Source organism: bacterium, from assembly GCA_021371935.1.
Classification (GTDB): domain Bacteria; phylum Armatimonadota; class UBA5829; order UBA5829; family UBA5829; genus UBA5829.
In genome coordinates, this window is the sequence record JAJFVF010000013.1 from 127,601 (window position 1) to 141,952 (window position 14,352).

Annotated in this window: 13 protein-coding genes; 9 read left to right on the forward strand and 4 right to left on the reverse strand. The window is 50.5% G+C overall.

Features of this window, described 5'->3' with window-relative positions; genetic code table 11:
* Nucleotides 1–151 precede the first annotated feature (151 nt).
* The 5 genes from mutL (at nt 152) to LLG46_10660 (ending at nt 5,254) form a co-directional block, all read left to right on the forward strand.
* Nucleotides 152–1,999 carry a DNA mismatch repair endonuclease MutL gene (gene mutL, locus LLG46_10640; GenBank protein ID MCE5323756.1) on the forward strand — a complete coding sequence of 616 codons (1,848 nt, stop codon included), beginning with the start codon at nt 152–154 and terminating at the stop codon, nt 1,997–1,999.
* 113 nt (nt 2,000–2,112) lie between these two features.
* Nucleotides 2,113–3,429, forward strand: coding sequence for a ribosome biogenesis GTPase Der (der, locus tag LLG46_10645; GenBank protein MCE5323757.1), 1,317 nt, complete (start codon nt 2,113–2,115; stop codon nt 3,427–3,429).
* A complete protein-coding gene (gene plsY, locus LLG46_10650; protein ID MCE5323758.1) occupies nt 3,430–4,068 on the forward strand; it encodes a glycerol-3-phosphate 1-O-acyltransferase PlsY in 639 nt (212 codons plus the stop codon).
* Nucleotides 4,065–4,577: an AmmeMemoRadiSam system protein A gene (gene amrA / locus LLG46_10655; GenBank protein ID MCE5323759.1), complete on the forward strand. Its 513-nt coding sequence runs from the start codon at nt 4,065–4,067 to the stop codon at nt 4,575–4,577. The genes plsY and amrA overlap by 4 nt, the downstream gene beginning before the upstream one ends.
* A gap of 116 nt (nt 4,578–4,693) precedes the next feature.
* Entirely contained in the window at nt 4,694–5,254 is a 561-nt protein-coding gene (locus tag LLG46_10660) for a PEP-CTERM sorting domain-containing protein (GenBank protein MCE5323760.1), read from the forward strand.
* Between the two features lie 269 nt (nt 5,255–5,523).
* Here the strand turns inward: LLG46_10660 and LLG46_10665 are convergent, their stop codons facing one another.
* Nucleotides 5,524–6,240, reverse strand: a complete 717-nt coding sequence (locus tag LLG46_10665; GenBank protein MCE5323761.1) for a YafY family transcriptional regulator — start codon at nt 6,238–6,240, stop codon at nt 5,524–5,526.
* A gap of 108 nt (nt 6,241–6,348) precedes the next feature.
* On the opposite strand from LLG46_10665, the gene LLG46_10670 reads away from it, so the two are divergent.
* Nucleotides 6,349–6,942 (forward strand): GNAT family N-acetyltransferase, encoded by a 594-nt coding sequence (locus LLG46_10670; protein ID MCE5323762.1) that lies wholly within the window; start codon nt 6,349–6,351, stop codon nt 6,940–6,942.
* 23 nt (nt 6,943–6,965) lie between these two features.
* Here LLG46_10670 and LLG46_10675 read toward each other — a convergent pair whose 3' ends face one another.
* Complete coding sequence (locus LLG46_10675) at nt 6,966–8,324, reverse strand: ADP-ribosylglycohydrolase family protein (protein ID MCE5323763.1); 1,359 nt, start codon at nt 8,322–8,324, stop codon at nt 6,966–6,968.
* A gap of 243 nt (nt 8,325–8,567) precedes the next feature.
* Here LLG46_10675 and gap point away from each other — a divergent pair, with 243 nt between their 5' ends.
* The 3 genes from gap (at nt 8,568) to tpiA (ending at nt 11,714) form a co-directional block, all read left to right on the forward strand.
* A complete protein-coding gene (gap, locus tag LLG46_10680; GenBank protein ID MCE5323764.1) occupies nt 8,568–9,581 on the forward strand; it encodes a type I glyceraldehyde-3-phosphate dehydrogenase in 1,014 nt (337 codons plus the stop codon).
* Nucleotides 9,582–9,583: 2 nt separating this feature from the next.
* Nucleotides 9,584–10,792 carry a phosphoglycerate kinase gene (locus tag LLG46_10685; GenBank protein ID MCE5323765.1) on the forward strand — a complete coding sequence of 403 codons (1,209 nt, stop codon included), beginning with the start codon at nt 9,584–9,586 and terminating at the stop codon, nt 10,790–10,792.
* A gap of 121 nt (nt 10,793–10,913) precedes the next feature.
* A complete protein-coding gene (tpiA, locus tag LLG46_10690) occupies nt 10,914–11,714 on the forward strand; it encodes a triose-phosphate isomerase (protein MCE5323766.1) in 801 nt (266 codons plus the stop codon).
* Nucleotides 11,715–11,777: 63 nt separating this feature from the next.
* On the opposite strand, the gene LLG46_10695 is transcribed toward tpiA, so the two are convergent.
* Complete coding sequence (locus tag LLG46_10695; GenBank protein ID MCE5323767.1) at nt 11,778–12,344, reverse strand: PEP-CTERM sorting domain-containing protein; 567 nt, start codon at nt 12,342–12,344, stop codon at nt 11,778–11,780.
* A 248-nt stretch (nt 12,345–12,592) separates the two neighbouring features.
* Entirely contained in the window at nt 12,593–14,155 is a 1,563-nt protein-coding gene (locus LLG46_10700; protein ID MCE5323768.1) for a sigma-70 family RNA polymerase sigma factor, read from the reverse strand.
* Between the last annotated feature and the right edge of the window lie 197 nt (nt 14,156–14,352).

Sequence of the window (14,352 nt, forward strand, 5' to 3'; positions counted from 1 at the left end):
CGGGCTGGATATTTGATCCTGCCCCGAAGGGAATCCGGCGATTTCAAATCGCAGTGTTCTTTTCCGGTCGCGATCGGATATCGCGCCCGAACATAAGCGCCCGAAAAATATTTTCTCTCTTTCGAGTTTTCGCGATTAGAAAGAACTGATCTTGGAAGATGTAATAAAAAACCGAATATCCCTCCTTGATGAGCACACCGCAAACCGTATAGCGGCTGGCGAGGTTGTCGAACGCCCGGCTTCAGTGGTAAAGGAGCTTGTCGAGAACTCCATTGATGCAGGAGCATCCTCAATTACTATTGTGCTCGAAGAGGGCGGCAAAGACCTTATCAAGATAGTAGATAACGGCTGCGGCATGATCCGTGATGACGCCGTGCTCTCCCTCCAACGCCACGCCACATCCAAGATAAGAGATGCTGAGGACCTGGAATCAATCCACACTCTCGGCTTCCGCGGGGAGGCCCTTCCTAGCATAGCGTCGGTCTCGGTTATAGAGATGATTACAAAGACTGAATCGACAGATGGAGTCAGGCTGGAGGTTGAGGCAGGCACTATCAACAACCTTGAATCAGTCGGTGCGCCTCATGGGACCACGATATCTGTGAAAAAACTCTTCTTCAACACCCCGGCACGGTTAAAGTTTTTAAAAACTTCTCAAACAGAGTTGTCCCATATCACTGAGATCGTCGGCTGGTTTGCCATGGCATACCCGTCAATTCATTTCAGACTGACCCACGGTGGCCGCGAAGTATTGTTATCGCCCGGCACCGGTATCCGGCTCAACAGCATAACCCAGGTGATGGGAAAAGATATAGCAAAGCAGCTTGCTCCGGTTAAGTTCGAGACACTGGTAATGAAAGTCGAGGGTTTTGTCTCCAACCCTCAGCTTACCAAAATCAACCGCCGTGATCAGGTCTTCTTTGTAAACGGCAGGCCTATAAAGAGCCGCACAGTCACTCACGCTCTAGATCAGGCGTATCGGGGTCTCTTGCAGCCTGGACGTTTTGCTGTGGCGGTGCTCTTTATCGACCTTGTGCCCGAGCTTGTGGACGTCAATGTCCACCCGACCAAGACCGAGGTCAAATTTTCTCGGGAAAATGAGGTTCACAGCGCGGTCTATAAAGCTGTAAATGAGGCTCTTATGGCTGGCGCAGCCGCTCCAACTATAGCAAACTCGGACACGGCGCAGCAGCATCGTCCAGTGCCGGATTATACGCCAAAGCCAGCCCGCCAAGGGAGTTTTGTTGAGCATTCGGAGACCGACATTGAGTCATTCAAGCAGGCTCTGGCCGAGAGACGAGAAGCAGCCATATCCGAATCCGATAATGATGACCCGTTCGTCTGGACGAAAGGGCAGGGCGTTCCGGTTGAAGAGTCTCCTGTGCCAGAGGCAGATTCCAATTTTATTCGTACAGTCTCGTTGAATGGAGTGAAAGTTATAGGTCAGGCCAGAAACTTATACATTATTGCACAATGTGACGATGGAGTGCTCATCATAGACCAGCATATTGCGCATGAGCGGGTGCTCTTCGAGCGCATGATGAAGTCGCGTGAGGAGAGCGGGATTGCTGTGCAGGGGATGGTTGTGCCTATCACACTTTCACTGAGTGCAAAAGAGAGCGCAGTCGTTACTCAGAGGCTCGAAGAAATACGAAAATCGGGCTATGCGCTTGAGCCGTTCGGACAGAATACATTCGTTATGCGCGGCGCTCCCGCAAATGTGAAACTGGAAGAGGCCGAAAGCACCCTGCGTGATATGATCCAGGAACTAGTGGATTTGAGTATATCCAAACACCTGCTCGTCCGCCCGGATCAGGTCCTGATTACCGCATCATGCAAAATGGCCATCAAGGCCGGTGAGCTACTTACTATGCCTGAGATGGAACGGCTTGTCGATGACCTGATGAAGACCAACAATCCCTTTGTATGCCCGCACGGCAGGCCGATTATAATAAGCCTCTCGAATTGGGAGCTTGATCGCAAATTTCACAGGATATAGGTAGCAGGCAATATGGCACAGGCAACGTTACTGTGGCCTGTTACCTTGTTCGTTTGACTCAGACCCCACTCTATGGTACCATCTGATTCGGAAATAAGGGGAAAATGAATCAGATGGATAAACCTTTGGTAGCGATAGTCGGCAGGCCGAATGTGGGCAAGTCGACTCTTTTTAACAGAATAGTGGGCCGCAGGATTGCAATTGTCGAGGATACAGCCGGTATCACTCGTGACCGAATTTATGCCGAGGCCGAGTGGAACAACCGCGAGTTCGTTATGATCGACACCGGCGGAATTCTGCTAAATGAGAGTGACCCGCTGAAGTCGGAAGTGACTGTCCAGGCACAGGTGGCTCTTGATGAGGCCGATGTGATCCTGTTTATGGTCGATGCCACGACAGGCATTACTCCCGGTGACGAGGACATAGCCGAGAGACTCCGCGGATCGCAGACGCCTGTGCTGCTGGTCGCAAATAAGGCGGACAATGACGCCCGTGAACAGGACGCCGCCGAGTTTTATGGGCTGGGTTTGGGCGATATTCACCCCGTGTCATCACTTAATGGAAGGGCTGTCGCCGATTTGCTCGACGATGTGGTAAAGAGCCTGCCTGAGGAAGGCAAAGAGCCTGCATACCCCGAAGACGCCATCCGAATTGCGATAATCGGCCGACCTAATGTGGGCAAGTCTTCTCTCGTAAATGCAATCCTCGGCGAGAAACGCGCTATAGTCTCCGACATACCCGGCACCACGCGCGACGCGGTCGATACCGTGCTGCGGCGCGGTGATGAAGAGATAGTGCTCATCGACACTGCCGGGATCAGAAAATCGGGAAAGATTCAGGGTTCGGTGGAGTATTATACCGTGCTGCGCGCTGTCAGGGCCATGGAGCGTGCAGATGTGGCGATGATTGTGATCGACGCCGCGGACGGTCTGCGTGACGGCGACAAACGTGTTGCCGGTTTTGCACATGATGCGGGCAGGGCATGCGTTGTTGTCGTGAACAAGTGGGACCTGGTTTCCGAAGAGGATATGCGCAAGTTTGCAGCTGATGTGCACAGACAGGTACCATTTCTGGACTATGCTCCAGTTGTGTTTACATCGGCAGTCGAGAGCACGGGGATTGTCGATGCGGTAGATACTGCGATTGACGCCGCCTCAAACCATGCTATGCGCATTCCGACCGGCGAGTTGAACAGGATCGTCCAGGAAGCCGTCGACGAGCACCCATATACGCGCAAAGGCAAGGACCTCAGGGTCAAATATGCGACCATGACGGATGTCAAGCCTCCGACCATCGTGATCTTCGTCAATAACCCCGATCTTGCGCATTTTTCGTATGTGCGGTATCTTGAAAACAGGATACGCCGGGAGTATTTATATGAGGGCACTCCGCTGAGGATTATCATACGAAAAGCGAAGAAGGAGAGATAGTTGAAAGTTGCACTGGCGCTTGTGCTGTGTTATCTGATCGGGTCGATCCCGTTCGGCGTAATTATGGGTCGACTGCGCGGAATCGATATTCAAAAAGTCGGCAGCGGAAACATAGGCGCGACCAATGTCCTTCGCTCAATTGGTGTCGTTCCTGCGATCATAGTATTTACTCTCGATGCGTTCAAGGGGTGCGCCGCTGTCTTGATATGCGAATCGCTGAATATGGGGCATGTCGGCCAGTATATAGTAGTTGCAGGCGCTCTGCTTGCGATTATGGGTCACTCATTCTCGATATTTCTTAAATTTACTGGCGGCAAAGCAGTCTCCACAAGCCTTGGCGTTATCATCGGACTCAACTGGACAATAGCGCTGATAGCATTCGTGATATGGGTTGTTGTGGTAGCCGTCACCAGATATGTATCGCTTGGGTCTATGATCGGCGCAATATCCGTTCCTGCAATGATGTTTTTCTGGAAGAGCCAACATGTGGCGCCGGCATATCTGGCGCTGGCGATATTGGCTTCCCTTGGGATTGTGATAAAGCACAAGTCCAATATCAGGCGGCTTTTGAGCGGCACAGAATCCAAAATCGGTCAGAAAGTTGATACCACGAAGGAAAAGGAAGCGGTTTCTAAATGAACAGTCCACATGTCATGCTTGCGATGAGCGCGATAGATAGTTATCTGCACGAAGGCAGCTTGCCGGGTGTGCCAGCAGACATTCCAAATGAACTGCTTACGACCCGTGCGGGTGCATTCGTATGTCTCAAGTGCGACGGCCAGCTCCGAGGCTGCATCGGAACGATAGAACCTGTGATGGACAGCCTGGCTCTTGAGATTATGGAGAACGCGGTCAGCGCTGCGACACGTGACCCGAGGTTCATGCCTGTCGAACTGAGAGAGCTTGACGGCATAGACTGCAGTGTGGACGTGCTCAGCCCGTCAGAGCCGGTTCATGATCTCATTGAACTTGATCCAAAGAGATACGGAGTGATAGTCGAGAGTGAAGGACGGCGTGGTCTGCTGCTGCCTGACCTGGATGGAGTCGACACTGCGGAGCAACAGATAGACATTGCTCGTCGAAAAGCATACATACACAGCCATGAACCGGTCAAGCTCTACCGTTTTGAAGTGCTGCGGTATTACTAACCTCTGCCATAGCATCACAAATATTTAATATATGAATATCAAGTCTCTGCAATTGGCACGGTTTGTGCACAACTGTTTTGTGGCTGGGGGCTATACAAAACAGGAGGTTGATATTTATGTTTGTGCGCACTGTTTTTATGGCCGCCCTGCTGGTGGCAATTCTGGCTTCTGGAGCATTAGGCTCTATCGGCTGTGACATTCTGAACTCGGGTGATAACACCACCTACACCTATTCCTATCTCAACAACGAGGAATCATACGACACAATCACAGCACTTCATGTCTTTGCGCCTGTAGACTCGTCGCTTATCACGACTTGGACTGCCGACACAGGATGGGACTTCAGCGTTGAGATCGACCCAACCGGAGCTTCAGATATTTACTGGTATACCGGCGATCCAATAAACAGCGGCATCGACTACGGCGAAATACTCACTGTCTCCATGACTGTTCCGTCGGCGTACACAACCACGGTGAGTGATTACGTCCTGGAGGACTTTCCAGTCGGCAACTGGGGTTATGACGCATTTTCGAGTGGGGGCACTTGGATAATGCTGGGCAGTGTGGATGTTCCGTCCGGAACTGCTCCGGAAATTCCCGATACTCCCGAGCCTGCAAGCATCATCGCGCTCATAAGCGGTTGTGCGGCTCTGATTGCACGACGCAAAAGGCTCTGATCAAGGACGCGCATATTCTTAGCATATTCGAGAAATCTGCTTGGTAACGTATAATTCAGGCAGATTTCTCGTTGCGTACCAGGCATAGCGAAAGAATTGAATATTTCACCGTTGATCGTATATAATGAGCTGCATGCAATATACTTGAGAGAAGCCGATATGAAAGAAACGACAATGTTTGGGAACTGCCCGGTTTACGAAACCGATCATTTCAGGCTTCGGTTGGTCGATGAGAAAGATGCCCATGATCTGCTCGAATGCTATTCCGATCAATCTTCAATCCGGTTGATGAGCGCGGCTCCACAGGCCTTCCAGTGACTCGCAAGAGAGAAATCGCTGGGTATCGTGAATTGCTCATCCAACATAGCTGCATTTTCGATCCGGTCGCATTTGAATGTGCGTATCTGTCGGCGTATCTCGCAATATCCCACAAGGTACCAGCTCATTACTTTTACCACCATTCCGTATGGCCTTACAACACGAGTCGAAATGTCTCCGTTGACTTTTCGGTAGGTAATATTCAACTTTCGCGATTGAAGCACGGACTGTCGCAAAACACCCAGTGATGATGGAACCACCAAGTCATCCCACCAGTTGGTCGGATCGAAATGAAATCGCTGACGCACAGCGCTGATATCGGACTTATATTGCTCAGGCAGCGAGCATTCCAGTTTTGCGAGCGCTCTCATCAGGCTGGAATGCGCATCAGTATGCTGCTGCGGATGTATTCCGATTCCACTGAAGAAGAGATTTACCGCTTCATCATGTGCCAGATGGTTTAGCCGTCCTGCATATCCGCTCATAAGCTCGAACCCTCCACATGGACCTGCAACCGATGCGATTGGTATCCCGGACTCACATAATGTATCAATATCCCTGTGAATACTGCGAACCGATATCTCCAGGGCCGAAGCCAACTCGCGGGCTTTCATTCGTCCTCTGGACTCAAGCAGTGTTAGTATAGCAATCAATCTATGTATTCTCATGCTTTTGCACCAAAAAATATTGAATGATTTTATAACTATGCCAGTAGGTTGTCAACATTGCCCCGCTACAATTAATATTGCAAGCAATATTCCATAGGAGAAGCAAACGTGAAAGATATTACAGTCTATAACAATTGTCCGGTTTACGAATCCGATCATTTCAGGCTTCGATTGGTCGATGAGAATGATGCACATGATCTGCTCGAATGCTATTCCGATCCATCTGCAGTCCGATTGATGAACGCAGATAACTGCACATGCGATTTTTATTTCCAAACGCCGGACGAGATGCAGGATTCAATTCGGGAATGGATAGGATCATATAAGCAATGTGATTTTATTCGATTTTCCATCATCGACAGACACTCCGATAAAGCCGTCGGCACGATCGAGATGTTCGACAAGACCCAGGACATCGGCATTCTTCGTCTTGACCTGCGCTCGACATACGAAAAGAGTGAACATCTGCTTGAGATCATCGAACTATCGACTGAGAAATTTTATGAGGCGTTCGGAGTAAAGAAAATCCTGACAAAAGCCATTGCGGAAGCTGCGGAACGCATCGGTGCATTGGACTCTTGCGGTTATACCAACATAGTTATGCCGCGTGGTAATATTCTGTGGACTTGGATCGATGGAAAGAAAGTGCGCGACCGCAAACTCATGCCTTACGGCGATTACTATGTGCATGAGAAGTGCTAGGTTCAATTATGCTTGCGCAGGGATTAAGAATGTGATGCCAGTGCAGCAGTCCGGCCTGCAATTTCCGAGATTTTGACGCAGTGATATCCCGCCACCCCAGTATGCAGCGTGTCATTAAGAGGTCTGACCCAGTTGTCCGGCAGGTTTTTAGCGCCGACAATCAGCCCGAGTATGCTTCCGGCGGTCGCTCCGTTGCAGTCTGTATCGAAACCTGCCATCACTGCATTGCAGATCGTCCTGGTGAAATCGCCCGCGCCCCAAAGCAGCGCAATAGTCACGATTATCGCATTGGAGATTGTGTGGCACCAGCCGTGTGGATGAGCCTCGTCCCAGCGTGAATGCATGTCCGCGATGGCGCATTCATAACTCAGGCCGTCATGATATTGCCTGATAACCCTTTCGATACTTTCATGCAATCGACTGGTGCCGGGAATTTGCGCTAGTCCTGCGCGTATTATGGTTTCGATATCACTCGTCTCATATGCCGCTGCGAGTATCGCTGCTGTCCACATTTCACCGTAGATGCCGTTTTTGACGTGGCTGATGCATGCATCTCTCCACGCATATTCTGCTGCGCGGGCAGGATCGCCGGGGCATACGTATCCCCAGAAATCCGCCCGGATCTGAGCGCCTATCCATTCACGATATGGGTTTCTGAATGCTGCCGATTCGGGTGGCGCAACCAGATTTACCAGGTTTCGATAGGCAACACGCTCCGCCGTGCATGTGTATAGAAATGGAATGTTGTTCAACCAGAAACCGGCGACATTGCTGGGCGTAAAGTCCGCGCCATGTGTATTGTATACAGCAAGGCAGGCAGTAGTGTAATTGGTATCGTCGTCCGCAATTGCACAAGTCATCCCTTCAGCGGACATTTTGCTCCAGTCATAGTCCAACCCACATTCCTTGCGCACGGATTCGTCGGATCTCATTGAAAAGTAATCGTTCAGCGGCCACCTGCCCTGAGATTGCAGATAAGTTCTGATTTGAGCGGAAGACCTTCCCTCCACAGGCTTACCCAGCATGCAGCCGGCGATCCTGCCCAGCCACGCGCCATATGCTTTATCATACAGCACATCCCGATCGATGTCGCAGGTTTTCTTTGTATCCGAGCCTTTGCTGAGCGCGCGAATCCCTTTGATATCCGACGGTTCTTTATATGGGTAACCATCCCGAACGGGCAGACTGGCAGTCATGTCATAAAATTCCCCGACAAGCTGAACGTTTTCACTAAGAGTAAAATCCAGACTTTTCAATTGCGCAGCCTGGTCGGTAATCAAAGAGATGTCTTTTCCTTCTTCATGGCACTGCATAATCTCGATGTCTATATGCTCTGCACATGGACGGATCCATGCCCAGTCAAGTTGATTTGAGTTGTCCATATTTGCTCCCGCAAAACAATTCCATCAGCATGATATCATATCACTTTTGACTGCCTACCGCCTTGCACGACCGCAAACTGTCAACCGCCGACTGCGACCGACATAAAAAGTTTGACACTTGCCTTCTGGCCGTATAAAATATATAGGTTTAGGAAGCCCGGCAGCTTATTAAGTCCCCGGGCTGTTTTGGCATGTATAAATCCACCCACCAAACAACCGATGACAGGAGGAACGAAAAACAAAATGTCAGTCAAAGTCGGAATCAACGGATTCGGCAGAATCGGCCGCTTGTCCCTGAGAGGGATGCTTGAGAACTATCCCAACGATATCGAAGTCGTTGCAATTAACGATCTGTTCGACTCCAAAACCAATGCCCACCTTTTCAAGTATGACAGCAACTACGGCCCGTGGAAGGGAACCGTCGAGGCAGTCGATGACGGAATCATCATCGACGGCAAGAAGATTGCTGTTTATGCCGAAAAGGACCCCGCGAACATTCCGTGGGAGAAGCACGGCGTCGAGATCGTAGTAGAAAGCACCGGCGTTTTTACCGATGCCACAAAGGCCGCCGCTCACAAGCACGGCACAGTAAAGAAAGTCATCATCTCCGCTCCCGCCAAGAATGAGGATGCCACCATCGTCATGGGCGTGAACGAGGATGTCTACAATCCGGCCACATGCAACATCGTGTCCAACGCAAGCTGCACAACCAACTGCCTTGCTCCATTTACAAAGGCTCTCAATGACGCCATTGGTATCGAGAATGGTTTCATGAATACGATCCACTCATACACCAATGACCAGAGGACAGCCGACCAGGCTCACAAGGACCCGAGACGTGCCCGCGCAGCCGCCGTGAATATCATTCCGACCAGCACAGGCGCAGCTAAGGCCATCGGTCTTGTAATCCCTGAGCTTAAGGGCAAACTGCACGGTCTTTCACTGCGCGTCCCGACACCGACCGTTTCCCTGGTTGACCTCACAGTCAACTTCAAGAGAGCGACCAGCGTCGAAGAGATCAACGCAGCAGTCAAGGCCGCAGCCGATGGTCCTATGAAGGGAATCCTCGGTTACACAGAAGACGCAGTGGTTTCCACAGATTTCAAGGGTGACCCGAGAAGCTCGATCTTCGACGGCCTGTCCACGATGATGCTCGGTGACACGTTCGCCAAGGTTCTTTCCTGGTATGACAACGAGTGGGCATACTCCATGAGAGTAGGCGACCTCATCATGTTCATGGTCAAGAAAGGTCTCTGAGGATGAATAAGAAGACCGTAAAGGATATCGACGTTCGCGGGAAGCGCGTTCTGGTCCGTGTGGACTTCAACGTGCCGCTGGATTCGGACCGCAACATAACCGATGATCGGCGTATCGTTGCGGCGCTTCCTACCATCAAATATCTGATAGACAACGGCGCCAAGGTGATTCTTATGTCTCACCTTGGCCGCCCTGAGACGGACGATAACGGTGTTGTCACGGCGGATTCCAAAGCGAAGTTCAATCTGGATCCTGTTGCGCAGCGCCTTTCGGACCTCCTTGGAAAGAATGTAAAAAAAGCAGACGACTGCATAGGTGATGAGGTTAAGCAGGCCGCTAAGGACCTTAAGGACGGTGACATACTTCTTCTGGAGAACGTCCGGTTCTATAAAAAAGAAAAGAAGAACGACCCTGAGTTTGCCAAGCAGCTTGCAAGTCTTGGTGAGCTTTATGTCAACGATGCGTTCGGCACTGCTCACAGAGCGCACGCTTCCACCGAGGGCGTTACAAAATATCTGCCGGGTGTTGCGGGATTTCTTATGGAGAAGGAACTCGACTACCTGGGCAAGGCTATCGGCAACCCCGAAAGGCCGTTCCTTGCTATATTGGGTGGTGCTAAGGTTGCGGACAAGATCCCTGTAATCGACAACCTGCTCACCAAAGTAAACAGCCTGATTATTGGCGGCGGCATGGCGTATACGTTCTTTAAGGCACAGGGTTATGAGATCGGCAAGTCTCTATTGGATGCCGAGGGTCTCGACCTTGCCAAGAATGCAATGGCCAAGGCCAAAGAGCTTGGCGTTGAGCTGGTACTGCCGGTAGACGTTGTCGTGGCGACTGAGTTTTCAAACGAAGCCGAGCGCAAGGTTGTGCCGGTAGACGGAATCCCTGCCGACTGGATGGGCATGGATATCGGTCCCGCCTCGATAGAGAAGTTCAAGGCAGTGGTCGCTAAGTCCAAAACAGTGGTCTGGAACGGCCCGATGGGTGTATTTGAGATGCCCAATTTTGCAGTCGGCACTAAGGCCATAGCCGAAGCTCTCGCCGATGCTGATGCAACTACGATTATCGGCGGTGGTGACTCCGCTGCTGCAGTCGAGCAGATGGGCTTTGCAAGCAAGATGAGCCATGTATCCACTGGTGGCGGTGCTTCTCTCGAATTCCTCGAAGGTAAGGAACTGCCGGGCGTGGTTGCGCTGCAGGATAAATAAGATACTGTAAAACATCAAATTAGTAATAACTAACTGCAGGCTGCGGTCATTATCGCGGCCTGCATGCACATCGAAGTGGTGACGCCCACTCAGTGCTTAAGAAATTATTAGAGGAAAACTAATGTCAAGAAAACCTTTTATTGCTGGAAACTGGAAAATGAACAAGACCATTGACGAGGGCGTCGCTCTGGTCAATGAGCTTAAGCCGCTCGTTGCGGAAATCGACAATGTGGACATAGCCGTGTGCCCGACATTCGTGTCGCTTGCCAAGGTCGGCGATGCGATTAAAGGCTCGAACATCATGCTCGGCGGTCAGAACACATTCTGGAAAGAGTCCGGCGCATGGACAAGCCAGATTTCGCCCAAGATGCTTATGGATGCGGGATGCCGGTGGGTTATTATAGGTCACTCGGAGACCCGTGGTCGATTCGGCACGGTTGATGATGAGCTTGCCAAGGTCCTTGAATATTTCGGCGAGTGCGATGCCACTGTCAATATGAAGGCCAAATTCGCGTTCGCTGCCGGTCTCAAACCGATCATTGCCTGCGGTGAGATGCTTGCCGAGCGCGAAGCAGGCAAGACTGACGCAGTCATCACTGCCCAGATGAAGACTGATCTTGCCGGGTTCACAAAAGAGCAGGCCATGCAGATGGTCATTGCATACGAGCCAGTATGGGCTATAGGTACAGGCCAGACATGCGATTCGGACGAGGCCGACAGAGTTTGCGGTTTGATACGAAGCATTGTCAAAGATATGTATGGCGCGGATGTGGCCGATGCTGTACGAATACAATATGGCGGCAGCATGAATGACAAGAATGCAGCCGAGCTGCTCGCAAAGCCGAACATAGACGGCGGTCTGGTCGGTGGTGCGGCGCTGGTTGCTGAGAAGTTTGCGACTATAATCAAGTCCGCAAAATAAATATATAACACAAAAGGGCGCAACCCTGCGCCCTTTTGTGTTACTTTTTCATCTGTGGTTGAACTAGCGTCTGATCTTTAGTTTCAGCCCGGCTAGCCCCAAAAGACCTGCTGCCAGTGCAAAAAATGAGCCAGGCTCAGGCACGCTCGGAGAGTGAACTACTCCTTCACCCATACCCAGAGCCATGGTCCAATCACCGTCATCGGCAAAGCCGATTGTCCAGTCGGCGTCATGTGGTGCATTTGAATTATTATATCCAAACACAAAGGCACTGACGTCATACTGAACGTCAGTACTTGCCCAGACTATGAGATACGGGCACTTGTCGACTGGAGTCTGTTGAACTGTCCCATGTGGCGAAAATATATCGTGAAGCTCGGCGTTTGCTTCTGTAGCTTCAACGATATTGAACGTCCAGCCATTCGGAGTCAACACACTTGTGTAGTCATTGATGTTGCCGTCACATGTGCCGATCTGTAAGTAGCCGAACGTTGTGGCAAAAGACACCTCATAGATGTAATCTCGAATACCGGTGCCGCCACATTTACTGCCGTTACAGATAACGGTAGCCCACGCTCCTGTGCTCAACAACAGCACAAGCACAACAGCGCACAACAACGCTTTTTTCATTCTACCCTCAACCCTCCTTTCATTCTCCTTTGGTATTCTTTTTGGCAAGCAGTCGGAGTGTATCACCAAAACCCATGAATGTCAACACTATGATGTCAATAACGACAATTTGTGTCAGATAAGCCCAACCTACTCATGGCTATGCCGTGAAGATGTATGATAATATTGGTATATATGGCGTGCTATATATAATGACAAGATAATGTCTTTATGTGTCCGGTTTTACATCGATATGATGTTTGCCTTTATCACAAAGCAGCAACAACCGACCCAATGGCCTCTTCCTCGATCTTGCACACTTGGTTAAGCAGGTCTATTTCGCGCTGCCTTACCTCTGGAGTCCAATCGGAGATAGACTTACCGGTCCATGGACCAAGAAACGCCTCTTTTGAGACGACCGATACCTGATGGATGGTCTGCACTTCTTTTCTGTACAGGTCGGCTGCTTTACCCAAGTCTGCCAGGTCCAGGTTCTGACGCAGGAAGCTCTCTGCGGCAAGGCGGGCATCATACAGACAATCCATATTCCACCAACTCACAAAAAATAATTTCTCCCGCTCTTCCTGTGTATAATTGTCATAGTGAGCTATGTCATCCGCCCACTTTGCAAGGGCGTGTTTGCCATAATGATATGATCCCAACTGATTTGGATGCGGAACAATATCTGCCCATGAGAAATTCTCCACCGCAAGCTCCAGTGCCATTTTTAAGGTATCTCCGCGAGAGGCAGCACCTATGTAATCAGTCAAAAAAAGCAGGAAGGGTTCCAACTTATCCACTTCAATCCGGTTGATCTGATCTCCACGGAAGTAATCGCGCATCAGGATAGTGTGCCCCTCATCTTCGTATCCGCAGATTACTGAAACATTGGATTTTTCATCGTATCCCAGCACCGGAATACCCTTGTCAATCGAGGTCACTATGTCCGATGCAAATCGTTCCATATGTGCTTCAGGATTACCAAGATGACATTCAATACGTATCGGCCTGCCGGTCACCTTGCCGGCAGCCTCAATCTCTTCAGGAAACTCCCCAACCGGACTCGACCCGCACCAACCTGTGCCGTCATTAGCTTTCCACCAGCGCGTTCGGAAGGCGAGCGCGGTTCCGCCCATTATCGTCTCATAGCTGCAAGGATGGTCTGTAATCGAAAGCGCCGATTCCAGTGCGCCTGCGAATGTGCATTCTTTATTATTTCCCCAGCTCAGCACAGGTATCGAAGAAAGTACTCTTTTCCCGAAGTCTTCGGGCAGTTTGTTTGCATGCAGTGATTCGCTTACCATGTCTATCATCCTCTTCTTTAGCCGTGTCCGGGCGGTGTGTAGTCGGCTCTTGACTGTCGAAAGCGGCACCTCAAGGAATCCGGCGATATCATTGTGTGAGTATCCATTTATGTAGAAAAGAGCTGTAACCACACGCTCGTTTTCAGGCAGAGCACGGATTGCATTAAGGACTCTTTGGCGCATCTCGCTTTGTTCGGCTAGTTCGTGCGGACCGGTGTTTGCTGACGGCAACTCCATGACATCATCGAGCGGAACAGTCGGCACACTATTGCGCCGCGCGATCATTGCACACTGGGTATACACAATCTTGCGAAACCAACCCGGAAATGCGTCAGGCTCTCGCAGATTTGCAAGTTCTTTGTATGCCTGGATAAATGATTCCTGTGCAGCGTCCTCGGCAGCAGTGAAATCCCCGAGCATAGAATAGCTGTAACCATACGCCATGTCCTGAAACCGGCGCACGATTTCACCATATGCATCCAGGTCCCCGGACTTGGTCCGTGAAATTAGTGATGTGAGATCTTTCATAATTGCTCCTATTCTACAACAGAAGGCCTTCTATTAACAGGATGCATCTTTGCCGGAAAAAGTTGATTGTTTTTTCGCAGCTCATGAAGCAGCTATAGAGTTCTAAAACAACAAGTATCACTTGTAAGTGGCGGCCTGCTGTGCTATACTAACGCCAGATTTGAAAGCAGATTAAGGGGGAACAGTCGTTGAAGGTT

Coding starts and splice junctions, on each gene's coding strand:
- LLG46_10695 (MCE5323767.1), bottom strand. CDS start 12,344: ATGAAAAAAGCGTTGTTGTGCGCTGTTGTGCTTGTGCTGTTGTTGAGC.
- LLG46_10665 (MCE5323761.1), bottom strand. CDS start 6,240: ATGAGAATACATAGATTGATTGCTATACTAACACTGCTTGAGTCCAGA.
- LLG46_10660 (MCE5323760.1), top strand. CDS start 4,694: ATGTTTGTGCGCACTGTTTTTATGGCCGCCCTGCTGGTGGCAATTCTG.
- amrA (MCE5323759.1), top strand. CDS start 4,065: ATGAACAGTCCACATGTCATGCTTGCGATGAGCGCGATAGATAGTTAT.
- gap (MCE5323764.1), top strand. CDS start 8,568: ATGTCAGTCAAAGTCGGAATCAACGGATTCGGCAGAATCGGCCGCTTG.
- der (MCE5323757.1), top strand. CDS start 2,113: ATGGATAAACCTTTGGTAGCGATAGTCGGCAGGCCGAATGTGGGCAAG.
- LLG46_10675 (MCE5323763.1), bottom strand. CDS start 8,324: ATGGACAACTCAAATCAACTTGACTGGGCATGGATCCGTCCATGTGCA.
- LLG46_10700 (MCE5323768.1), bottom strand. CDS start 14,155: ATGAAAGATCTCACATCACTAATTTCACGGACCAAGTCCGGGGACCTG.
- tpiA (MCE5323766.1), top strand. CDS start 10,914: ATGTCAAGAAAACCTTTTATTGCTGGAAACTGGAAAATGAACAAGACC.
- LLG46_10685 (MCE5323765.1), top strand. CDS start 9,584: ATGAATAAGAAGACCGTAAAGGATATCGACGTTCGCGGGAAGCGCGTT.